This window comes from Sediminibacterium sp. KACHI17 (genome assembly GCF_040362915.1).
Lineage (GTDB): Bacteria > Bacteroidota > Bacteroidia > Chitinophagales > Chitinophagaceae > Sediminibacterium.
In genome coordinates this window covers 171,341-192,894 of sequence record NZ_AP029612.1, presented here as the reverse complement: position 1 = coordinate 192,894, position 21,554 = coordinate 171,341, and the positions used below count along the sequence as shown (strand labels likewise).

The following is a 21,554-nucleotide window of genomic DNA, read 5'->3' as shown; positions in this document are numbered from 1 at the left end:
TTTTTGATCTTTGATTTTTTGATTCGTATTTCTTGATCTACCAGATTGCATCGAAAAATCAAGAAATCAAAAAATCATAGTTTATTTCCCTACCACCACCTTTGCAAAACGAATGATCTTATCATTGAGATAATAGCCTTTCATGACTTCATCCAATACTTTGCCTTTTAACTCCTCACTTGGAGCAGGAATTTCTGTAATGGCTTCATGCTTTTCTACATCAAACTCTGCATGAATACTTTCCATGGCTTTAACGCCTTTTGATTGCAGATTAGAACGCAGTTTATTGAAGACCAGTTGAATACCTTCTTTCTGAACCGCAATATCATCATTGCTTTGCAATTGTTTTTCAGCACGATCACAATCATCCAACACATCCAGTAACGAAACAATTACATCCTTACCAGCAGTTTGAATTAAATCAATGCGCTCTTTTGCAGTACGACGTCTGAAATTGTCGAACTCCGCCATCAAACGCAGGTACTTATCTTTCTGCTCCTGTAATTCTGCCTGCAGCTTTTCCAATTGATCCTCTTCCGCTACGGGTTCATTCAAATGAGAGGTGCCCGCAGCATTCTCATCGGCATTGATATCAATATTGGCTTGTGTTTCCTCTTGCGCTTGTGTCTGTGTTGTTGCCTGCTCTTCCATAATAGATTTATTGAATACTTTTCGGGACAAACCTGTCAAAAATTTTGCCGATGCAAAGAAACGGGAAAAATTGACAGTCCACCCTATGAATCGGGGCTTCCTGTCAGTCAACAGGCCTGTTTTTCAGGTTTTTAGCTGCCAAAAAACAGGGCTTGGGGGGTGATAGACTATCTTCGCGGCATGACGAAAGTATATCTCAGAAAAAAAATCGCTCAGCGTATTGCCAATGGGCATCCCTGGATATTTGGAAACGAGGTGGACAGAGTAACCGGTCCCGTTGAAGCCGGAGATATTGTAGATGTATATTATGCCGATGGGAAATTAGCAGGCCGGGGATATGTAAACCCAAAGTCGCAGATCATGGTGAGACTCCTCACCCGCAAACAGGAAGAGATCAATGAGCAGTTTTTTCATGATCGTATTGCCGGTGCATGGCAATACAGACAAAAGATCGGTTATACGGAGAATTGTAGATTGATCTTTGGAGAAGCCGATCAAATGCCAGCACTCATCATTGATAAATTCAATGACTATTTTGTTCTGCAAACCCTGGCTTTTGGTATGGATAAATGGAAGCCTGCGATTGTAAAAGCATTGGAATCTATCTTCTCTCCTAAAGGCATCTATGAAAGAAATGACGTTCCGGTTCGTGAGCTCGAAGGATTGCCACAGCAAAAAGGATTTTTATCTGCTCCTTTTAATACCAATATCATCATCCATGAAAATGGATTGAAATTTCATGTTGATATTGAAAACGGTCAGAAAACAGGATATTTTTTAGATCAACAAGATAACAGAAGAGCTATTCAGCATATTGTAAAAGATGCAGAAGTATTAGGCGCTTTCACTTATACCGGAACATTCGAAATACATGCTGCACACTATGGCGCTAAATCTGTTTTAGGATTGGATATATCTGAGAATGCAGTTGCACAAGCCAACAGAAATGCGGCTCTGAATGGGCTCGATAAAATATGCAAGTTTGAAGCGATGAATGCTTTTGATGTGTTAAAACAATGGGGTAAAGATGGCAGACAATACGATGTGGTTATGCTTGATCCGCCTGCATTTACAAAGAGCAGAGAAAATATTCAAAAAGCGATCACGGGATATAAAGAGATCAATCTGAGAGGCATGAAATTAATTCGCAACGGAGGTTTTCTGGTGACTTCCAGTTGTACTAACCTTGTTCAACCGGATCTGTTTTTACAAACCATCGAAATGGCTGCAAAAGATGCGCGTAAAAAGATCAGACAAGTAACTTTTCAGGCTCAGGCCAGCGACCACCCTATTATATGGGGAATGGAGAACACTAATTATTTGAAATTTTTGATCGTAGAAGTAACAGATAGATAGAACAGATAGCAGATGTCTAATTTCTGATGTAGGAGTGATAAAAAAAGTGTGTGAAGCGCTATGGCAAATTAGCCACAGAGTTCCACACACTTTTTATTTTCACTTCCTCCTTACCACTCAGGCCATCTACCCGGTGTATACGGCGCTTTATTGATATCCAATTCTTTTTCCAATGCCGTGATCGCAGTATCCAGCTTGCGCATCGCTGCGATAATCGCTGTCAACCCTTTAGAAGCAATTGCATAATCGTTTTTATGTGTTTCCGTAATTGCAGAAGTAGAATTCCATACACCACCCTCTACATCTCCAATTCTACCAGTAACAGATGGAGCTGTTTCAAATTCTCTTCTCGCACGTGATTGATCACCGTTGAGTTGTATACCGATTGCATTTAACTCCTGCATCAATGCATAAGATTTTTCCAATATCGATTTGGGTGCTGCAAGCATATCTTGTGTAGCAGCATTGATATTGTTCAATCGACTGCGCATGTTTCCATAAAGATCTGTAGTTGCACTTGCTGCTTTTCTCAATGCAGATACCTGCTTATAGAATTTTACATTCTCTTCCATATTTACAGGTAAACTACTTTGCTGTAACAATTTGCAGCTAAAGGTTACCGGACCCGCAAGCTCTGTGAGTTTACCATCTGCATATCTAGATAATGAAACAGTATATTCACCCGGCATTGCCAGATGTCCTTTCTCTTCGCCACCAAATAATTGATCCGGAGCAAGTGTCACTCTACCTAATACAGGAGCAGGTGTTGCGTATCGGAAATCCCAGACAATAGTTTGTAAGCCTTTCTTCGCTGGCGCTTTTAAATGACGAACCACCTCTCCTGCTTTATCCCGGATCGTGAATAACAAATATGGATCAGGCTGGTTATCTTCCATGCGTAAACTATCCAAAGAAGGATAATAAACTTTCTCACCTTTTTCTCCTTTTGCTTTCTCTTGTTCCAATCGAAGGTCACGTAGTTTTTTGCTGTCATCTTTGATATAGTAAGTAAACACTGCACCTACCGGCGGATTAGGCGTACTAAAATAGCTGCTGCCTAAATGCCCCTTATCACGCAAGCCTAATGGATACCTTTCAATGAACATCAAACTCTCTTTCACAGGAAAGATCACAGCATCTTTATTGAGTGTTTCTTTTTTAAAATTTCGTAGAACGCTGTAATCATCCAGAATGTAAAATCCGCGGCCAAATGTTGCAATTACCAGATCGTTTTCTCTACGCTGAATTTCCATATCACGTACCGCTGCTACCGGTAAACCACCCTTCAAGGCTATCCATTCCTGTCCACCATTATTTGAAAAAAATACACCGAATTCAGTACCAACAAATAACAGATCACGATCTATATGATCCTCAGCAATGGTATATACACTTCCACGTTGTGGCAAATTGGAATGAATGGGTTTCCATGTTTTACCTGCATCTGTTGTCTTTAGAACATAAGGCTTGAAATCACCATTACGATGCTGATTAAAACATATATAAGCCGTGTTCACATCGTGTAATGAAGCAATAACCTGATGAACATAACTCATAGATGGCACACCTGGAAGATTATCAAATTTTGTCCAGTTCTTTCCTCCATCGATGGTCAGTTGAATCAGACCATCATCTGTACCTACCCAGATCATATCCGGATTTAATTTTGATTCCGCAATACTGGTAAGTTGTCCGAATATATCTGTACTACCATTTTTTGCGATAGCATCTACTGACCATACTTTACCCATCACTTCAAATTTATTCCTATCCACCTGTCGTGTAAGATCAGGACTGATCACTTTCCAGCTATTCCCTCTGTCATCTGTTCTGAATAATTTATTGGCACCAAAATATAATCTGGCATTATCATGCTGACTGATCAGCAATGGCGCATCCCAGTTCCAACGATAGGCTGGCTCATTTTCACCTTCAGAAGGTTTGATGGACAGATATTCACCACTCTTTCGATCAAAACGAACAATGCCTCCATATTGGCTTTGTGCATAGATGATATCAGGATTGGATTGATCTACCTGTGTTTCAAAACCATCACCGATAGAAGTGATATACCAATCTGCATTTACAATACCATTTGCAGATGTGGTACGACTAGGACCGCCTAAGCTCAGGTTATCTTGCGTGCCACCATGTACGCTATAAAATGGATACGCATTATCCGTAGCTACTTTATAAAACTGCGTTACCGGTAAGTTGGATTTAAAATCCCAACTTCTGGCAAAATCCCATGTTTCATAAATTCCGCCATCACAACCTACCATTAAATGATCGGTGTCATTTGGATCGATCCAAATGGCGTGATTATCGATATGTTTATTGATCTCACCAAGATTGTATACAGACTTACCAGCATCATCACTCACTTTATAATATACATCCGTAATGAAAATGCGATTCACATCAACAGGATCGCAAACAATCTCCTGATAGTAGTTACCTGAGGTAGCATAACCACTTCTTTTTTCCCAACTCACTCCTTTATCTTTTGATAAATAAATTCCTGCTTTATTATCCTTTGCCTCTATAACGGTATACAACACATCTGGGTTTACCGGACTGATCGCTAACCCGATTCTTCCCAATTCACCTCCCGGGAAACCACCTTCTACTTTTTTCCAAGTTGTGCCACCATCTGTTGTTTTATACAATGCAGACTCAGGACCACCACCGATATAAGTAAATACCTTTCTCATGCGCTGATGAAAAGAAGCATACAAGACATTGGGGTTACGTGGATCCATCACCAGATCATTACAACCGGTATACGCACTGATTGATTTTACAACATTCCATGTTTGTCCACCATCAGTAGATTTATATACACCTCTCTCACCTCCTTCACTCCAAACAGGACCATAAGCGGCTACATAAATTATATTAGAGTTGGTAGGATCTACAATGATCTCAGCAATATGCTCGGAGTTTTTTAAACCCATATTCTTCCAAGTCTTACCACCATCTTCCGACTTATAGACACCATCACCATAAGAAACAGATCGTTGGTTATTGTTCTCTCCTGAACCAACCCACACAACATTACTATTATTAGGATCGATGGTGACGCAACCTATCGAATAAGAGCCCTGCGCATCAAATACTGGTTGGAATGTAACACCATGATTGGTTGTTTTCCAAACACCTCCTGCCGCGGTGGCTACATAGTACTCACTAGTATTAGCAGGGTTAACCGCAAAATCTGCGATACGACCAGAAGTTACTGCAGGACCGATCGATCTGAATTTCAGACTGGAAAATGTTCCTGCATTCCACTCAACTCCTGCAGTCTTGTTTTGAGCAGAGACTGTCGTGAAAAGAAAAGAAATAAACAATAGCGATAAGCTACGGATAAGCAGTTTCATATGGCTTTGGTATTGATAAAAAAAATAACCCGAAGGTTAGATTAAATATAAGAAAAATAAAAAGAGGAATGCCCCAACAACAGCTTATTTGACTACCTGAAACCTTCCGGATTCCACGATGCGATTGCTTTGATCTCTTAATTGATAGATGTATAAGCCACGATAATACTGATCGTCAAGTGATATGGTGATCTTTGACTCATTGATCCTTACTTCTGTCATGCGCTTACCCAAAAAATTCGTGATCAGTAGTGTATAGGTCTTATCAACAGTTTTATCAAACTCAAAATTAATGACTGTAGTAGCCGGGTTGGGATAATAACGGGTGACTTTTGAGGAGGTCTCACCAAACGTTATTTCTGTATTTTTTGTAAAGGGAATTGGGTCGGGAGCAAAGCTGCTTCCGAGAATCATACAAATCAGTAAGATGATTGTGTAACGATTTCCCATAGGTTAATATTACTCTAAATTAGTCAATGAAGCTCATTTTTACAAAAAGCACTGTTAAAATGACCCCATAAATGACAAATCCGCTGTCTGGAAGCAGCTTTTTTAAGCTAAACTGCATCGACAGCGGACTCATCTTAGGGTCAGAATATCTTAATTCAGACTATTGAGCGTTTGTTGGATGGCTTCAAAGTTAGGGAGGTCACCCGGAGTCGGACATACTTCTGCATAACGAACCACACCTTCTTTATCGATCACAAATGCTGCGCGCTTGCTTACACCTTGCATTTCAAAAGCAGGGAAAGTTTCGTACAGAACGCCATAAGCACTAGCTGCTTCTTTATTGAAATCACTCAACAATTGAAAATTCAATTTTTGCTCTTCACGGAATTTACCCAGAGAGAATAATGAATCAACAGATACGCCAAATACAACAGCATTGGCATTATTATACAAAGAGATATTATCCCTTACATTACAAAGTTCGGTTGTACACACACCGGTAAATGCCAATGGGAAAAACAGTACTACTACATTTTTTCCTTTTTGATCAGCTAGTGATACTTTGTTTTTATCGGTATCAAAAAGAGAGAACTGAGGTGCTACTGCACCAGCCTGAATACTCATACGTTGAATTTTTATTGATGATGATTAGATAGTTAACTAAACAAGATTCTTTGAAAAAAGTTGCAGTGATGCTTTATTTATAATTGCATTTCCGGTACATGATTCGGAACGATGAGTTTTCCTGCAGTTTTTGCAATGATCTCTTCTACCGAAACACCGGGTGCTCTTTCGAGCAATACAAAACCTTGATCCGTGATGTCCAATACTGCGAGTTCTGTAACAACTTTTTTAACGCATCCAACACCTGTCAAAGGAAGTGTGCAAGCCGGTAACAACTTACTTTCTCCTTTAGGGTTGGTATGCATCATGGCTACAATGATATTTCTGGCACTTGCTACAAGATCCATCGCTCCACCCATTCCTTTCACCATCTTACCAGGTATTTTCCAGTTGGCGATATCTCCTTTCTCACTTACCTCCATAGCACCTAATACCGTCAAATCTATTTTTCCGGCACGGATCATTCCAAAACTTTCTGCACTATCAAAAAATGCCCCGCCGGGTATCACGGTTACTGTTTCTTTACCAGCATTGATCAGATCTGCATCTACCTGTTCTTCTGTAGGATAAGGTCCCATCCCCAGAATACCATTTTCACTCTGAAAAATAACGGTCATCCCTTCGGGTATGAAATTAGATACCAAGGTAGGAATACCGATCCCCAGATTTACATACATACCATCCCGCAATTCCTGCGCGATCCTTTTTGCAATTCCGAATTTATCTAGAGCCATAAGAGATTTTTTATGATTACGTTTTTTGGTCCATGGACCATGGTCTATGAACTATAATCCCTACAACAACTTCACTGTTTTTCTTTCCACTCTTTTTTCATAGCCATTCCCTTCGAATATTCGATGTACATATACACCTGCTACATGAATTTCATCAGGATCCAATTCGCCGGGTTGAACCAGGTGTTCTACTTCTGCGATCGTGATATTTCCGGCTTTAGCCATAGAGGTAGAAAAATTACGTGTCGTTTTCCTGAATACGAGATTCCCTAAAGCATCTCCTTTCCATGCTTTTACAATTGCAAAATCTGCGTGCAATGCCATTTCCATCAGATGCGGTTTACCATTGAAGACCCTTATTTCTTTTCCTTCCGCGATCTCGGTTCCATATCCTGCCGGTGTAAAAAATGCGGGAATACCCATTCCTGCCATTTGAATACGTGTAGCCAGTGTTCCTTGTGGTATCAGATCCACCTCAAGTTCTCCACTTAACAATTGTCTTTCAAACTCTGCATTCTCTCCTACATAACTGCTCATCATTTTTTTGATCTGCCTAGTTTTTAATAATAAACCCAGACCAAAATCATCTACACCCGCATTATTAGAAATGCAGGTAAGATTCTTCACCCCTTTTTTTACTAATGCAGCAATGGTGTTCTCCGGAATACCATTTAAACCAAAACCACCCAGCATCAACGTTGCACCATCTTGTATATCTTGTATAGCTGCTTCTGCACTTGCAAATACTTTATTCATAGCCTGCAATATTAAGGTTTGTTTCTTTTACCACTATAACGCTCAATACGTTCACGATTTGATTTGGAATCGATCGAATCAATGATCTCTTTGAGTAAGATCGGATGCGCTTCATAATAACGGTAACTTTCAAAAAAACGATCCTTATTTATTTTATGGATCCTAAAAACTGTTTCATACAGTTTCACATCTTCTTTATTCTTGGCTGCATTCGAATCCGCTACCAATTTTCTGATGAAGACCTCATCTGCTTTCATCATATCCCACATGATCGCCTGCATACTATCTTTTGGAATGATATGAGCATCTGTATCATTCGAACAAGCTGCTATCATACCAATAAAATAACAAAGCAATAATTTCTTCATCATCTCAATTCCTCTTTATATTTTGCTGCATTGATCACATCCAACTCACTCAGTAACTCCGCTGCTTTTGCCTTTTCTGCAGGCGGCGCTTTCTTGAAGATCCCTACCAACTCCTGGTATTTTCCCTGCATGAAAAACTGCTGGATCATGGTATTGGGATTCTCTTTTCCGAAAGCCTGTAATTGAACCAACGCATCTAAAATTCCGGCTCTGGCTTCTGCTTCTTTATCGTACAAATTATCTAGTCCATTTCTGTAATAACTATAGATCACATCGTGTATCCTGTTATAGCGGGTATTGATCAGGTTTTCATTCAACCAATAACGATTACGCAATCCATCAAAGATTCTCCATCCTGAAATGCCTCTTCCTTCCGGTGAATTCACTACAATATTTTGTGCTTTCCTGAAATAAGGATCACCGGCTTTAGGAGCAAATGAATCATAATCCAACCCTAGTATTGTATATACATAAAAAGCAAAGACAGCCGTTAAATTAGCCACTGTTGCATCTGTACCCTGAACACGATTCTCATTGAATTCTACGGGCTGAAATTCGAGATACTTGAATGTTACGTCAGGGTCCTGAAAATTTACCAATGCAGCCTGATAAGAAGAATGATACACCGGACGAGCCGCCTGAATGTTCAAAGCCGCTTTATAAATGTTAGGCTCTACCACACTTTCAATATTCAGGATAAAACTACATTCTATCTTTTCATTTTGTTTATAGGCATCATTTGTCCACTTGCGATTATTCAGCAGATTGGTCAATTGATTTTGAAGTGTTGTGAATATTTTACGATCGATATTTGTTGTTACCCTGTTTGATAACACCGTAACCCTCGCCTGTAACTCCTGTGCTTTAACACCCAGACCAATACAGGAAAACAAGACCGCTATCATCCAATTTTTAAGCATGCAAATGTTTTATGATGAATGAAACTATATCTGTCGCTACTTCCTTTTTAGATTTCACACCGGTCGTTACTTCTGCTCCATTGCTATGAAAAATAGTTACGGCATTGGTATCGATACTAAATCCAGCATCCTTATCATTTAAAGAATTCAGAACGATCGCATCTGCATTTTTCGATTGAAGCTTGATCAGTGCATTTTCCTTTTCATTATTTGTCTCCAATGCAAAGCCTACCAAAAACTGTCCTTTCTTTTTATCTTTTCCTAATTGTAATAAAATGTCTTTGTTCTTGATCAATGTAATCTCCCATTCATCTAGTTTCTTTTTGATCTTATCGGTTGCAGCGCTGATCGGTTTATAATCAGCCACTGCGGCAGACATAACTGCAATATCCGCATCATTGAATTCGCGGGTAGCGATATCATACATCTGATCGCCGGAAACAACAGCTCTTACCTGTATGCCATTATAATTTGTCTTTTGATGAGTAGGTCCAGTGATCAATACCACATCTGCACCACGCAAATACAGTTCTTCTGCAATGGCAAAACCCATTTTCCCGGAAGAGTGGTTACCAATAAAACGAACCGGATCAATGGCTTCATAAGTGGGCCCGGCAGTTACAATTGCTTTTTTTCCTTTCAACTCACTTGAGCGAAAAAAATGTTCGATGAGGTATTGGCAAATTTCTTCAGGCTCTGCCATTCTTCCTTCGCCAAACAAACCACTTGCTAATTCTCCATTCCCAACTTTGATCAAATGATTCCCATCTTTTACTAATTGTTCTAAGTTTCGTTGTGTAGATGGGTGATGCCACATGTCTTCATCCATGGCAGGAGCGATCACAACCGGACAAGTAGCAGATAAATACACCGCTAATAAAACATTATCACATAATCCATTTGCCATTTTAGCCATGGTATTGCAGCTAAGTGGAGCAATGACGAATACATCTGCCCAGCGTCCGAGCATGACATGGTTAGACCAATCGTCGCCTTCTACAAGATCATAAGTGACTTTATTTTTGGATAGGGTTGAGAGCACAACCGGTGAAGCAAATTCTTTAGCGGCATTCGTCATCACCACTTTGACTTCTGCACCTGCCTTGATAAGCAAACGCACCAGTGTTATGGTTTTATATGCAGCGATACTGCCTGTAATGCCAACGAGTATTTTTTTTCCTTTAAGCATGGGGTGATAGTGAATAGTGAGTAGTCGGTAGTGAGTAATATGAAAGTTGACGGCATTTATTTGTCATCCTTACATTCATAAAGTCAGTCCCACTCACTACTCTTCCTCAAAGTAACAAAAAACGACAGTTAAATAACTGTCGCTTTTCATAAAATTATAGTCGGATACGATCTTATCTAAACAGATCGTTATCGTTGTTCTTTCTGTGGTAGATTTTGTCTTCCATGAATTCCTGCGTTGCAAGAATAGCCGGGTTTGGCATTTTCTCATAGGCTCTAGAGATCTCGATCTGCTCCTTGTTCTCATGGATCTCTTCCAGACTGTCTGTATGACTAGCAAACTCTTCCAGTTTATTGTGCAACTCTTCTCTCAATGAAACATTGATCTGATTAGCTCTGCGCGCAATAATGGCGATTGATTCATACAGATTACCTGTTTTTCCTTTGATAGAAATCAGGCTTTTGGTTTCAACCACACTAGCGGTATTAGCGCTCATTTGCCTTCTTAGCTTGCTCATTTTTCTGGTTTTTAATATAGTTTGTTGATTGTAATTTATACTTGTTGACCTCTTCCAGATACTTACTATCTGCATAACGGTCTGAAAAATCCTGACATTCTTCGATCACTTTCTGAAAACGCTCTATCTGCTTTTCTTCATAACTCATTTCAGCATAACGGAAATAAGACTTGATCACCTGGAGTTTGTATTCATCTGCTTTTTTAGAATCCGGAAAATTATCGGATACATTTCCAAAAGCGATAGCGGCAGCTTTATAAAAACCAAGGTTATAATATAACTGTGCGCTTTTGAATTCTTTTGCTTCCAGTTTCTCTCTGCACTTATCAATGATATCGGTTGCTTCCTGTACGCGACTGGAAGTAGGATGTGTATTAATAAACGCCTGCATCAACTGCATGGTCTTATTCGTACTGGTCTGATCCAAATCGATCTTTGGCGATTGTCTGAAATAACAATACGCACGCATGTAATCACACTCCTCACCTTTTGTACTGTTCGGGAAATTCTCTACAAAACTCTTGAACAGATTTTCAGCATTCATGAAATCGTTCTGGTAATAATAAGAGTATGCGAACTTATAGTACATATCCTCATAACGAGCAGTACCTTTTACGTAAGGAAAAATGTCTTCAAAGAGCACTTGTGCTTTCGTGTAATCTTTCTTGGCATAATACTGTTCTGCCATTTTGTATTTGTACTCGTAGTCCTTGCTCTTCAAAACTTTGGAGAACTTATTAGAACACGATACCAGTAAAACAGACGCCAATAAAAAGATTCCGATCCTATTCATACAAGTTGGCAAAATTAGTTAATTATAAGCAATTTAGAAACTTGAATTGGAGAATTGATTATCAGGGAGTTAAGAAAAGCATAAAACAGAGAAATAAGGAATAAGAAACAGGAAATAGGAAATGAAGAGAATTGAAACTATAAAAAGTTTCAAGAATACGTATAAATAGCCGGTATAAATACCTGATTGTTAGGTGATTGCAAGGTTTTAATTTGTAGCATAAAGAAATGACATGGAGCCTAAACAAAAATTTTATCTAGAAGAAAGACTGATACTATTTGCAGTGAACTGTATTCAGATAGCTGAGAAACTTCCCAGAACATTTGCCGGAACCCATTTAGGAGGTCAATTAACAAGAAGCGGGTCTTCACCAGCTTTATAATATGGTGAAGCTCAATCAGCAGAATCCAGAACAGATTTTATCCATAAAATGAAAATAGCACTTAAAGAGTTACGTGAAACAAGGAATTGTCTAGCTATTATTGAAAAATTGAATTGGGATATTTCTATCAACCTATCAGAAATTAGAAAAGAGTGTACAGAGCTTATTTATATTTTCCTCAAAAGCATCGATACTGCCAGAAAAAACAATAATCGCCCCTCATCCTCTAACTAATCCATCCTAACCACTACTCCCCCCTCATTTCTTATTTCTCATTTTTTATTTCTTATTTCTTATTTCCTATTTCTTATTCCTCTGTTAAAAGAAAAAGCTGCTCTGCTTAGCAGAACAGCTTTTTTCTTTACCTATTCAAACGAAGGCGTTATTAGTTCTCGCCTTCTCCTTCCTTCAGTTTAGCTTTGATCTCAGCTAAAGCTCCCAGGTCACCCAGGGTTGCTTTTTCTACCTTGCTCTGGATATTCTTCACTGCTTTCTTGGTACTGTCAGCTTCCGCTTTCGCTTCTTTCTTGGCAATTTCCTTTTCTTCAGCTACTACTTTCTCCCAGATACGGGCATGGCTCAGAACGATGCGTTTTTCATTACGATCGAATTCGATCACGATGAATTGTGCAGTTTCATCAGCTTTCACCTGTGTGCCATCTTCCTTGTTCAGGTGACGGTTAGGTGCAAAACCTTCTAAACCATAAGGCAATTGTACGAGGGCACCTTTGTCATCCTTACGGGTAACAGTTCCTTCGTGCTGACTACCCACAGCGAAAGTTTCTTCCAGGGCATTCCAAGGATCTTCTTCCAACTGTTTGTGTCCTAATTGCAGTTTGCGGTTTTCTTTATCGATGCTGAGGATGATGATATCGATGTGCTCACCAACTTTGGTATAATCAGTTGGGTGATTGAAACGCTTCAACCAGCTCAGATCGCTGATGTGGATCATACCACCGATACCTGGCTCCAATTCAACGAATACGCCATATGGAGTGATGTTTTTCACCAATCCTTTGTGCTTACTGTTTTCAGGGAACTTGTTCTCGATTGTGCTCCATGGGTCTTCGCTCATTTGTTTGATGCTCAGACTCATCTTACGAGCATCTTTATCTAAGGTTACCACTTTTGCTTCGTACTCATCGCCCAACTTGAAGAATTCCTTCGCGTTGATCGGAGTATTTGCCCAAGTGATCTCAGATACGTGTACCAGTCCTTCAACACCCGGCTGAATTTCCAGGAATGCACCGTAATCTTCAATATTTACTACTTTACCTTTCACAACTGAACCTTCAGATAAACCTTCAGGCAGCACATCCCATGGATGTGGCGTCAGTTGCTTCAGACCTAAGCTGATACGCTTCTTGTCGTCGTCGAAATCCAATACCACCACTTGTAATTTCTGATCCATCTTCACCACTTCGCTTGGGTGAGAGATGCGACCCCATGAAATATCGGTGATGTACAACAGGCCATCCAAACCACCAAGGTCCATGAAAGCACCGAAATCTGTGATGTTTTTCACCACACCTTCCAATACCTGACCTTTTTCGAGTTTGCTCATGATCTCTGCACGCTGTGCTTCGATATCGCTTTCGATCAGTGCTTTGTGAGATACTACAGCATTCTTAATTGCTTCGTTGATCTTCACAACTTTAAATTCCATGGTCTTACCTACGAACTGATCGTAATCAGTTACAGGCTTCACGTCGATTTGAGAACCCGGTAAGAAAGTTTCCATACCGAATACATCAACGATCAAACCACCTTTTGTTTTGCTGGTAACAGTACCGGTGATTACTTCACCAGTCTTGTGTACTTCCACGATACGCTCCCATGCACGGAAGATGCGGGCAGACTTACGGCTGAGGTGCAGATTACCATTGCGGTCTTCTTTCTCAACAACCATTACTTCTACTTCGTCACCTACTTTCAATCCCTGTACATCACGGAATTCGTTCAGTGAAACCAGACCATCGCTTTTGAAACCGATGTTAACTACTACATCTGTTTTGGTGAGGGCAACCACACCACCACGAACGATCTCGCCGTCTTCGATCTGTACGAAAGTGTTATCATACACTTTGTCATACTTCACTCTTTCAGCTTCAGCATAGTGACTCACATTACGCTTGTCAATGCTCCAGTCAAAATCATCATGCGCAGTTTCTACAACCGGCGCTGCTTCAGGTGCTTTTGTTGTCGCAGTAGCAACTTCGGGTGTACCCGCGTTGTCCTGAGCATCTGCGTTTAATTGTTTACGAAAAATGTTCATAAAATGATCCCGATGGTTTAATAAATCGGGGGTGCAAAAGTAGGGAAAAAGTACGGTAGATCGGTGGTTTTAGGGGTGGAAAATTGAGGCTACGAACAGAAAAAAGCCGCTTTTAGAGGAATTAATCCTAGATACATGTACATATTTTATTATATCTATTAATCCAAGCGCTTTTACAACCCTGTATCAGCAGGTTTAATCGATAAAAAAACTTTTTGAATCTTCCCAAGACGCAAAAGGACTTCACCTTTTCTTCCCCGCAGAGTCTTACAAATAAAAAGTTCTTCGCGGATGTCTCCAGAGGTACGAGAGGACTCTGCGTTTTACACAGCTAAGGTGTAACATTTAGTTTTGCTTCTCTCCTATTGCCATAAAACAACCATAATGATCAGATCCTTCGTCGCAGATGATCACTTGCGTGATCAATGCTCCTCAGGATGACGGTTCAGTGTTGTGTGTTAATGCTGCGTTGGCTTCGCCAGCACAGCCGGGTGATCTTTCTTATCACTTCACTTGAAACATATTCAACCAACTAATCATCAAATTTGCGGGAAATACGATGGGGTGTATCACTATTTTCGGCTCTACTGATTGTTTCGAGTTACAATCAATACTATGCAACACATACCTTTTTCAAAGTATACACCAAAAGTATATACCTTTATAAAAAGTAAGGGTATGAAAACTTTATCACTCAAACTGGATGATCAAACATTCGAAGAAGCAGAAGCTATCACTGCAAAATTGAATATAGCTCGTAATCGCTATATCAACGAAGCGGTAGATCTCTACAATCGTTATCATCACAGAAAGTTATTGAAGCATACATTGGCAAAAGAATCTGCGCTTGGCAGAAAAGAGTCTATGAACATCTTACGTGAGTTTGAAAAACTGGCTGATGAAGATTAAGCAATATGATATATGGCTAGCCAATCTAAATCCGGGTAAAGGAACAGAACCAGGTAAAACCAGACCTGTTGTAATTATACAAACAGATCTATTGAATGATACTCATCTATCAACAATCGTTTGTCCTATTACCACCAATATTCAACCTGATATACATATTCTTCGTGTGCATTTAAAAAAATCGCAACTGGATCAACTGAGTGATGTGCTTATTGATCAAATTAGGGCTATTGATAATAAAAGATTGATACAAAGAATCGGTAAACTCAACCAAGATCAAATCCAACAACTAAAAAAGAATTTACTGATCGTACTAGATCTGTAAAATTCTATAAAGCAACAAGGTTACTTTTTCAAGTTTTCAGCATCAATAGAAAAAGAACCATGTCGCTTTTTTATCGACATAAAGTTTCCAGCTTTTTTCTTTTACCCTATCTGCTGTGGTGGATCTATATGATCTATTATATGTTTAAAACGGCCGGGGAACCTGTCTGTGATCTTTCACCGGTGGCATTTATCATCATCACCCCCATTTGGGCTTTCATTTATACTTGTGTATGGCTGGGTAAATATTTAACAACTCAGCCCGCTTATCAACAAGATTATCTACTTTTTATTTTTCTATGTATTTGTCCATTGTTGGTAAGCTTCTTATGGCTTATCTAAATATTTAAGAAGCTGATTAGTGCAAATGATATAGAGACACTCTTTCCTTCTCCGTAGAGTCTGATAAATAAAAAGTTCCACACAGATGTCTCCAGAGGTACGAGGGGACTCTTCGTGTTACACAGCTAAGGTGTAACATTTCATTTTACATCGCTCCTACAACCATCAAAATCCTCATAATGATCAGATCCTTCGTCGCAGATGATCACTTGCGTGATCAATGCTCCTCAGGATGACGGTTCAGTGTTGCGTGTTAACGCTGTGCATTGGTTTGTACTTTGATCAATTGATGATATAATAAAAGGGATAAAAGCAAAAGTTTTTAATACTATTTACAAAATATCAAATTATCTAAATGAAGACTGTGATTAGTTTTTAGCGTTAGGCGCCATACTATCAGTGGATATATCAATGTTTCTAATCTCCTTGAGTTTTTGCAAATAAAGATTTTGATATTGATTAGCCATTAATGGGTCCTTTGGTTGATGCACAAGAACCATATAAGAATAAATATTCAAATTCTTAGGATCCATATCCTTACACTTAAAGAACAAAGCCTTGGCTTGTTCTACATTCTTAGCATAAGCATACGCTTTCAGTAATCCAATATAATAGTCTACATTAAATGAATTTCGCTTAATGGCTTCTTTGAAGTAAAATACAGCAGTATCTGGATTTGATTTCATTTTTTTTTCATTACCATTATATTCATCCAATAAGATGTTTCCATAATTATAGAAAGCATTAGCCCCAGCATGATTGGATAACATAGATCGCTTATACCAAATTTTTGCTGAGTCATACACTTTTTTGTTGTGATAAACAGCCCCCATACTATTATAACTAAGCCAAGGTGATTTAAAAGTATTGGTGGCAATTGCGCTATCAAAAATATTTTTTGCATAATTCAGGTATTCATCGCCTAACCAGTGATTTACTGAATCCTTATTGTGTAAAAACTGGTCTCCCATACTTATGTAAACATTTCCGCGTATATGAAAAGCAAGATACTTATACCTAGTATTGCTGCTATTGAGTAGCTTCTGTACTAGACTTAAGCACTTATCAAACTCCTTCGTCTTAAAATAATAAGCACTTAAATAATAAGGATTCATTTCTTCCATTATATATTCAGCAGCGGCATAAATAAGACTATCTGTAGTGCCCTTTTCAACAACAATAGGAGTTTTGTTTCCAATGCGATACGTAATTTGCACTCTGTCATTGAGATCTCTTACTTTACCTGTCACTTTTTCCTGATTCCGATTGACAAAATCGATAAACATACTTTTAAATCCTTCTAATGGGGTATTATCAAGTAATGTATTAACTATTTCAATTTTATCATCTTCCATCATTAGTTCCACATCATTGTTACTATAATAATCGGATGCACTATTTTTAATGAACTCAATTCTTTCTACAATCTTCTGCGTAAAGAATTCAGGGGAATAACCCTCTTTCTTTAGCTTATCCGGAATATCTACCGGCAATACCAATAACTTTTTCTGAAAAGAGGTTGCTATTAAAAATACAATCAGGTATAGTACCAATACCATTACAAAAAAATTCAATAGTATTTTTCTGTATGCCGCAACCTTATCTGAAAAAATTTCTATTCGAGTGACCAATGACTTATTTAAATTTCCTGCCTGCTTTTGCATTGAATCCTCCATACTATATTTCTTTTATTATATTCATTTATTGCTAAAAATCATATACGCATTAATGAGCTACTAGACATATTTTCATAAAATTAGTAACCCGATTTTCTAAGGCAGTATTCAATTTTTTCTTCAAATTTATTTAATAGATCTCTATCCTTACGCAGCATTGTATAATTATCAACTAGATATAATAAATAAAAATGTAACGCATTCCGATAACGTTGAGCTGCAAATTCTATATTTCCGAATTCGACATTTTCATACCCGACCTGCTGATTCGCAGGGATAGATAATGTGTAAAGTTCATCTTCAGCAGGATTAAAATCTTCCGCTTCGTCAAGACTTGCTTTACTAGATAAACATTCATTAATATTTTTTATTAAATCTTGATCTTGGTAATCAACACCAAGGAAAGAATAAGAGGCTTTTGCAGCATTACATAAACTTAGTGAATAGAAAGCCTTTGCATCAGCTAGGTATTGTTTTTGTGTTTTCAGTTGAGGTCGTGGTGCAACTTTCTTAGGGCTTGAAGCTTGACGATTGACTCCTTGTTGCGAATAAGCGCTAGCGAATAAGCATAAACTTATCATTGATAGAAGTAGTGTTTTCATAATTGGGCTTAGTTTAATAGGTCTAAAAAAAAATGACTCTAGGACTGTATATAACTCTGCAACTGATTAATCGTTTCAGCCTGCGTTAAGATCGTTTCTGTGACCAGATCATTGATAGAAATAATACCTACCAATTGTTCATCTTCAATCACGGGTAAGTATCTCAATCGGTGAGAAGTCATTAACTGCATGCAAGATTCCACCGTATCATTCATCGCCACATACGGAAAATCTGTGGTCATGATCTCTCCTACTTTTGTTTCACTGGAATGACGCCCTTTCAATATTACTTTACGGGAATAGTCACGTTCCGTCATGATACCGGCAAATTTTCCCTCCTTCATCACCACTACTGATCCTATATTCTGTTCAGCCATTAGTTTCAATGCATCGATCACTGTCATTTCGGGAGGAACTGTGGTTACTCTGTTTCCTTTACGTTGTAATACGTTACTTACTTTTCTCATGGCAGGCGTTTTAGTTCCTTAATATAGTAAACGGATTTGAATTATGCAAGAGGAGGAGAATAAGAAATATGGAATAAAAAATAAGGAATAAGAAAGTAGTTGATTTTCACAATTACTTTCTTATTCCTTATTCCTCTGTTTCTTATTTCTCTGTTTCCCTTCCCTAGTCTGTCTTCAGTGCTTTATCGATCAGGAAGATCAGATTGGACCTGTGTGCCTTGGTTTCTTCGTTGGTTGAAACAGCAGCTGCCAATTTGGTTCTTAACTTTCTGATGGTATATAAAGCCGCAGCTTTTGATACATCATCGATCGGTGCTTGTGGATTTAACAAACTGGCTGCTCCTTTTACAAAGGTAGTTTGCAGGTATTGTCTGTGAACATTCACATTACCATTGATATCCGCATCAAAAATTCCTTTTACCAGATCACCCATTACATCAGCAACACTGTATTGATTACCGTACAAACGAGTATTGGTAATACGCTGCAAAGTGATAGGACTCAGGATATGTGCCAATGCACCACCTGCCTGTAAGCCCAATACATTATTGGTGATTTTGAAATCTTCTCCATTACCAGGCTGATTAAATCCTCTACGCTGGAATGCGAGGTATGGATATACTTGTGCATCTGCATCAAAAGCGTTGGGTGCAAACACGTATTTATTCAATACCTCCATTGCTTTCTTTTGTGTAGCCAGTGGTACAGGTGTATAGGGCTTGTTTCCTGAATTTTGTTCCGGATTACTTCTGTCAATATACACACCACCTACATAACGGCTCACAGCATTGATCATACTGTTACGTTGTCCGTTCAGCACACCATAACGCGCACGTACTTCTACATATGATTGTCCGGGCTTGGTATATTTCTGTACCAGTTTACCCATCAGGTTATTCACTAGTTTGAAACGATCTTCGGCATAAGCTACTGCATCATTGGTAAGATCATTCACATTCACACGAGGATCGATCGCTTTGCCGGGAGCGCGCATATCATCACCATCATTACCGAAGGCCAATTTAGGATCGGTGCTGCGGGATAATATTTTGGTAAGCCCTGCTTCTTCCTGTGCTTCTGAGAATGGTGTGTAACCATATTCAATTGCCCAGAGATCATAAGGACCCGCTTTCGTTGTATAATAATCACCTTGCTTACTTCTGTCTGATGAAACATTGATCGCAGGATAATCCATTACAGAGCCAATCAATCCGATAGAACGAGTGATAGCAGTATTATTGATCTCTGCAGGTGATAACATCTGACTGGCTTTCATATTGTGATTCAGTCCGAGTGTATGTCCCATTTCATGCATGATCAAATAGATCAGGAATTGCTTGTGCATTTCTTTGATCTCTCCTTCCGGTGCATCCATGGCTTCAAGTGTTGTATGTCCGGTCATAAATTGCGCTTTCAGTTCACCGGCCAATGTGCAAGCAGTATGATTTTTCATCTGCATACCCGGAAACTGGAGGTCTGTTGCATTTTGCATTGATGGGCCATTGTACAATTCGTCGAAAATTGGTGTGGCACTTCCGGAGAACCACTCTACGGTGATGTCAGCACCCAGTATTTGTCCGGTACGCGGATTGGTAAAGCTGGGTCCAATGGCGCCGTAAGGAGGATTGGCAGAAGACACCCAACGGATCACATTGTAACGGATATCTGCAGGATCCCAGGTAGCATCATCCGGCATGATCTTCATTTGAACAGCATTTTTGAATCCTGCTTTTTCAAATGCTTCATTCCATTTCAATCCAGCTTCCATGATGGTCTGACGATACTCATGTGGTGTGGTGTTTTCGATCCAAAAAACGATCGGTTCCACCGGTTCGCTGATGACTGCTGAAGGATCTTTTTTCACCAGGTTCCAGCGGTTGATCATATCCTTGTACGGAACAGGACTGGTACTGGTTTGGTTGTTTCGCTGATCTAAGAAATATCCTACACGCTGATCATCTCTGCGTGAGCGAAAATCATTCTTTGGCATTTCAATGAAACTATGCTGCATACGAACACGCACATAACGAGGATCTGTAACATCAGGTCCTCCGTTGGCGAGTGTACTTGGATTATCGTAAGATAAGTCTACTACAACATCTGTGTTATTCGGGAAAGAACGGATGTTGGCATACTTGGATTTGGTAGGATTCAATCCACCTAAATTAAAAGTGAACATCGCTAATGGACTAGGAGGGATCACCGGCTTTACAGGATCTAGTTTTTCACTCAGGAATAGCTGATCAACACTGATCAGATAACCCAATGAATCTTCAATACTGAATTTATCGTTGTAAAAAACCGCCTCAGGTTTGTCTACATCTGCGGTCTTACTTACGGGATTATTTTTATCATAGAAAAAACCGGTATTCACTTGCGAGAATTCGATCTTATCAAATGCTCTTTTCATTTTGAATACTGCTGTTGAACGGTGCATACTTTGGTGAAGAAATAAAGCAGTCGGTCCATTGATAGAAAAGCTTTGATAGATAAATTCTTTATCTAGCTGGTCTTTTCGGACATACATCTGAAGGCTTCCAGTAACTGTATCCTGGTACAGGGTGAACATTCCTTCAATCTTTTTATTGCCTTTTGTTTTTTCGGCAACAGTTGGTTTCTTAGGTGCTGCAGGGGTTTTTGTGGTATCACCCGGCGGACGGGCACCGGCAGGCATTCCGGTAGGCGGTTGTTGGGCATATAGGGTTGTGCCCACAAATACCGCACATGCAGATGCGGCGAGCAAGAGTCTTCTCATAGCGTTTCATTTAGTTGACTATTAAAATAGTGAATCCCTGTCAGGAATTTACAGCGGAATGGATAAGTGGCAATTTTTTAACAA

The 21,554-nt window shown here is 39.2% G+C and carries 20 protein-coding genes and 1 pseudogene; 5 read left to right on the top strand and 16 right to left on the bottom strand.

Annotated features, from left to right (window positions below; translation table 11 throughout):
* Nucleotides 1-81: 81 nt before the first annotated feature.
* The gene (locus ABXG83_RS00675) at nucleotides 82-651 is read right to left on the bottom strand and encodes a nucleotide exchange factor GrpE (RefSeq protein WP_353549581.1); all 570 of its coding nucleotides are present in this window, start codon (nucleotides 649-651) and stop codon (nucleotides 82-84) included.
* Between the two features lie 180 nt (nucleotides 652-831).
* Between ABXG83_RS00675 and ABXG83_RS00670 the strand changes: the two genes are divergently transcribed.
* Nucleotides 832-2,007 (top strand): class I SAM-dependent rRNA methyltransferase, encoded by a 1,176-nt coding sequence (locus ABXG83_RS00670; protein ID WP_353549580.1) that lies wholly within the window; start codon nucleotides 832-834, stop codon nucleotides 2,005-2,007.
* Nucleotides 2,008-2,117: 110 nt separating this feature from the next.
* On the opposite strand, the gene ABXG83_RS00665 is transcribed toward ABXG83_RS00670, so the two are convergent.
* From ABXG83_RS00665 to bamD, 10 genes are all read right to left on the bottom strand, one after another.
* Nucleotides 2,118-5,387, bottom strand: coding sequence for a hypothetical protein (locus ABXG83_RS00665; protein ID WP_353549579.1), 3,270 nt, complete (start codon nucleotides 5,385-5,387; stop codon nucleotides 2,118-2,120).
* 84 nt (nucleotides 5,388-5,471) lie between these two features.
* Nucleotides 5,472-5,837, bottom strand: a complete 366-nt coding sequence (locus ABXG83_RS00660; RefSeq protein WP_353549578.1) for a T9SS type A sorting domain-containing protein — start codon at nucleotides 5,835-5,837, stop codon at nucleotides 5,472-5,474.
* Between the two features lie 150 nt (nucleotides 5,838-5,987).
* Nucleotides 5,988-6,461, bottom strand: coding sequence for a peroxiredoxin (locus ABXG83_RS00655; protein ID WP_353549577.1), 474 nt, complete (start codon nucleotides 6,459-6,461; stop codon nucleotides 5,988-5,990).
* A 77-nt stretch (nucleotides 6,462-6,538) separates the two neighbouring features.
* Nucleotides 6,539-7,195 carry a 3-oxoacid CoA-transferase subunit B gene (locus ABXG83_RS00650; RefSeq protein ID WP_353549576.1) on the bottom strand — a complete coding sequence of 219 codons (657 nt, stop codon included), beginning with the start codon at nucleotides 7,193-7,195 and terminating at the stop codon, nucleotides 6,539-6,541.
* Nucleotides 7,196-7,255: 60 nt separating this feature from the next.
* Nucleotides 7,256-7,951, bottom strand: a complete 696-nt coding sequence (locus ABXG83_RS00645) for a CoA transferase subunit A (protein WP_353549575.1) — start codon at nucleotides 7,949-7,951, stop codon at nucleotides 7,256-7,258.
* An 11-nt stretch (nucleotides 7,952-7,962) separates the two neighbouring features.
* Nucleotides 7,963-8,322: a DUF4296 domain-containing protein gene (locus ABXG83_RS00640; RefSeq protein WP_353549574.1), complete on the bottom strand. Its 360-nt coding sequence runs from the start codon at nucleotides 8,320-8,322 to the stop codon at nucleotides 7,963-7,965.
* Entirely contained in the window at nucleotides 8,319-9,239 is a 921-nt protein-coding gene (locus ABXG83_RS00635) for a DUF4835 family protein (protein WP_353549573.1), read from the bottom strand. The genes ABXG83_RS00640 and ABXG83_RS00635 overlap by 4 nt, the downstream gene beginning before the upstream one ends.
* Nucleotides 9,232-10,428 (bottom strand): bifunctional phosphopantothenoylcysteine decarboxylase/phosphopantothenate--cysteine ligase CoaBC, encoded by a 1,197-nt coding sequence (gene coaBC, locus ABXG83_RS00630; protein ID WP_353549572.1) that lies wholly within the window; start codon nucleotides 10,426-10,428, stop codon nucleotides 9,232-9,234. The genes ABXG83_RS00635 and coaBC overlap by 8 nt, the downstream gene beginning before the upstream one ends.
* Before the next feature lie 172 nt (nucleotides 10,429-10,600).
* Nucleotides 10,601-10,945 carry a DNA-directed RNA polymerase subunit omega gene (locus ABXG83_RS00625; protein ID WP_322195730.1) on the bottom strand — a complete coding sequence of 115 codons (345 nt, stop codon included), beginning with the start codon at nucleotides 10,943-10,945 and terminating at the stop codon, nucleotides 10,601-10,603.
* A complete protein-coding gene (gene bamD / locus ABXG83_RS00620) occupies nucleotides 10,914-11,738 on the bottom strand; it encodes an outer membrane protein assembly factor BamD (RefSeq protein WP_353549571.1) in 825 nt (274 codons plus the stop codon). Before bamD ends, ABXG83_RS00625 begins: the two co-directional genes overlap by 32 nt.
* A 232-nt stretch (nucleotides 11,739-11,970) precedes the next feature.
* Between bamD and ABXG83_RS00615 the strand changes: the two genes are divergently transcribed.
* Together ABXG83_RS00615 and ABXG83_RS00610 are read left to right on the top strand one after the other, a co-directional pair.
* Nucleotides 11,971-12,120, top strand: a complete 150-nt coding sequence (locus ABXG83_RS00615) for a hypothetical protein (RefSeq protein ID WP_353549570.1) — start codon at nucleotides 11,971-11,973, stop codon at nucleotides 12,118-12,120.
* 15 nt (nucleotides 12,121-12,135) lie between these two features.
* Nucleotides 12,136-12,354 (top strand): annotated as a pseudogene (locus tag ABXG83_RS00610) (four helix bundle protein); the annotation flags it as partial.
* 151 nt (nucleotides 12,355-12,505) lie between these two features.
* Here ABXG83_RS00610 and rpsA read toward each other — a convergent pair.
* Nucleotides 12,506-14,395 carry a 30S ribosomal protein S1 gene (gene rpsA, locus ABXG83_RS00605; protein WP_353549569.1) on the bottom strand — a complete coding sequence of 630 codons (1,890 nt, stop codon included), beginning with the start codon at nucleotides 14,393-14,395 and terminating at the stop codon, nucleotides 12,506-12,508.
* A 678-nt stretch (nucleotides 14,396-15,073) separates the two neighbouring features.
* On the opposite strand from rpsA, the gene ABXG83_RS00600 reads away from it, so the two are divergent.
* Both ABXG83_RS00600 and ABXG83_RS00595 read left to right on the top strand, forming a co-directional pair.
* Nucleotides 15,074-15,304 (top strand): hypothetical protein, encoded by a 231-nt coding sequence (locus tag ABXG83_RS00600; RefSeq protein WP_353549568.1) that lies wholly within the window; start codon nucleotides 15,074-15,076, stop codon nucleotides 15,302-15,304.
* Nucleotides 15,294-15,629, top strand: a complete 336-nt coding sequence (locus ABXG83_RS00595; RefSeq protein WP_353549567.1) for a type II toxin-antitoxin system PemK/MazF family toxin — start codon at nucleotides 15,294-15,296, stop codon at nucleotides 15,627-15,629. Before ABXG83_RS00600 ends, ABXG83_RS00595 begins: the two co-directional genes overlap by 11 nt.
* Before the next feature lie 709 nt (nucleotides 15,630-16,338).
* Here ABXG83_RS00595 and ABXG83_RS00590 read toward each other — a convergent pair.
* The 4 genes from ABXG83_RS00590 to ABXG83_RS00575 form a co-directional block, all read right to left on the bottom strand.
* Entirely contained in the window at nucleotides 16,339-17,646 is a 1,308-nt protein-coding gene (locus tag ABXG83_RS00590) for a hypothetical protein (protein ID WP_353549566.1), read from the bottom strand.
* A gap of 80 nt (nucleotides 17,647-17,726) precedes the next feature.
* Nucleotides 17,727-18,248 (bottom strand): hypothetical protein, encoded by a 522-nt coding sequence (locus ABXG83_RS00585; RefSeq protein WP_353549565.1) that lies wholly within the window; start codon nucleotides 18,246-18,248, stop codon nucleotides 17,727-17,729.
* Between the two features lie 38 nt (nucleotides 18,249-18,286).
* The gene (locus ABXG83_RS00580) at nucleotides 18,287-18,715 is read right to left on the bottom strand and encodes a CBS domain-containing protein (protein ID WP_353549564.1); all 429 of its coding nucleotides are present in this window, start codon (nucleotides 18,713-18,715) and stop codon (nucleotides 18,287-18,289) included.
* A gap of 163 nt (nucleotides 18,716-18,878) precedes the next feature.
* Nucleotides 18,879-21,470, bottom strand: a complete 2,592-nt coding sequence (locus ABXG83_RS00575) for a zinc-dependent metalloprotease (protein WP_353549563.1) — start codon at nucleotides 21,468-21,470, stop codon at nucleotides 18,879-18,881.
* Between the last annotated feature and the right edge of the window lie 84 nt (nucleotides 21,471-21,554).

What these genes read in the sequence shown, in the direction of transcription:
- ABXG83_RS00675 (WP_353549581.1), bottom strand. Translation starts at nt 651, where the DNA reads ATGGAAGAGCAGGCAACAACACAGACACAAGCGCAAGAGGAAACACAA.
- ABXG83_RS00670 (WP_353549580.1), top strand. Translation starts at nt 832, where the DNA reads ATGACGAAAGTATATCTCAGAAAAAAAATCGCTCAGCGTATTGCCAAT.
- ABXG83_RS00665 (WP_353549579.1), bottom strand. Translation starts at nt 5,387, where the DNA reads ATGAAACTGCTTATCCGTAGCTTATCGCTATTGTTTATTTCTTTTCTT.
- ABXG83_RS00660 (WP_353549578.1), bottom strand. Translation starts at nt 5,837, where the DNA reads ATGGGAAATCGTTACACAATCATCTTACTGATTTGTATGATTCTCGGA.
- ABXG83_RS00655 (WP_353549577.1), bottom strand. Translation starts at nt 6,461, where the DNA reads ATGAGTATTCAGGCTGGTGCAGTAGCACCTCAGTTCTCTCTTTTTGAT.
- ABXG83_RS00650 (WP_353549576.1), bottom strand. Translation starts at nt 7,195, where the DNA reads ATGGCTCTAGATAAATTCGGAATTGCAAAAAGGATCGCGCAGGAATTG.
- ABXG83_RS00645 (WP_353549575.1), bottom strand. Translation starts at nt 7,951, where the DNA reads ATGAATAAAGTATTTGCAAGTGCAGAAGCAGCTATACAAGATATACAA.
- ABXG83_RS00640 (WP_353549574.1), bottom strand. Translation starts at nt 8,322, where the DNA reads ATGATGAAGAAATTATTGCTTTGTTATTTTATTGGTATGATAGCAGCT.
- ABXG83_RS00635 (WP_353549573.1), bottom strand. Translation starts at nt 9,239, where the DNA reads ATGCTTAAAAATTGGATGATAGCGGTCTTGTTTTCCTGTATTGGTCTG.
- coaBC (WP_353549572.1), bottom strand. Translation starts at nt 10,428, where the DNA reads ATGCTTAAAGGAAAAAAAATACTCGTTGGCATTACAGGCAGTATCGCT.
- ABXG83_RS00625 (WP_322195730.1), bottom strand. Translation starts at nt 10,945, where the DNA reads ATGAGCAAGCTAAGAAGGCAAATGAGCGCTAATACCGCTAGTGTGGTT.
- bamD (WP_353549571.1), bottom strand. Translation starts at nt 11,738, where the DNA reads ATGAATAGGATCGGAATCTTTTTATTGGCGTCTGTTTTACTGGTATCG.
- ABXG83_RS00615 (WP_353549570.1), top strand. Translation starts at nt 11,971, where the DNA reads ATGGAGCCTAAACAAAAATTTTATCTAGAAGAAAGACTGATACTATTT.
- rpsA (WP_353549569.1), bottom strand. Translation starts at nt 14,395, where the DNA reads ATGAACATTTTTCGTAAACAATTAAACGCAGATGCTCAGGACAACGCG.
- ABXG83_RS00600 (WP_353549568.1), top strand. Translation starts at nt 15,074, where the DNA reads ATGAAAACTTTATCACTCAAACTGGATGATCAAACATTCGAAGAAGCA.
- ABXG83_RS00595 (WP_353549567.1), top strand. Translation starts at nt 15,294, where the DNA reads ATGAAGATTAAGCAATATGATATATGGCTAGCCAATCTAAATCCGGGT.
- ABXG83_RS00590 (WP_353549566.1), bottom strand. Translation starts at nt 17,646, where the DNA reads ATGGAGGATTCAATGCAAAAGCAGGCAGGAAATTTAAATAAGTCATTG.
- ABXG83_RS00585 (WP_353549565.1), bottom strand. Translation starts at nt 18,248, where the DNA reads ATGAAAACACTACTTCTATCAATGATAAGTTTATGCTTATTCGCTAGC.
- ABXG83_RS00580 (WP_353549564.1), bottom strand. Translation starts at nt 18,715, where the DNA reads ATGAGAAAAGTAAGTAACGTATTACAACGTAAAGGAAACAGAGTAACC.
- ABXG83_RS00575 (WP_353549563.1), bottom strand. Translation starts at nt 21,470, where the DNA reads ATGAGAAGACTCTTGCTCGCCGCATCTGCATGTGCGGTATTTGTGGGC.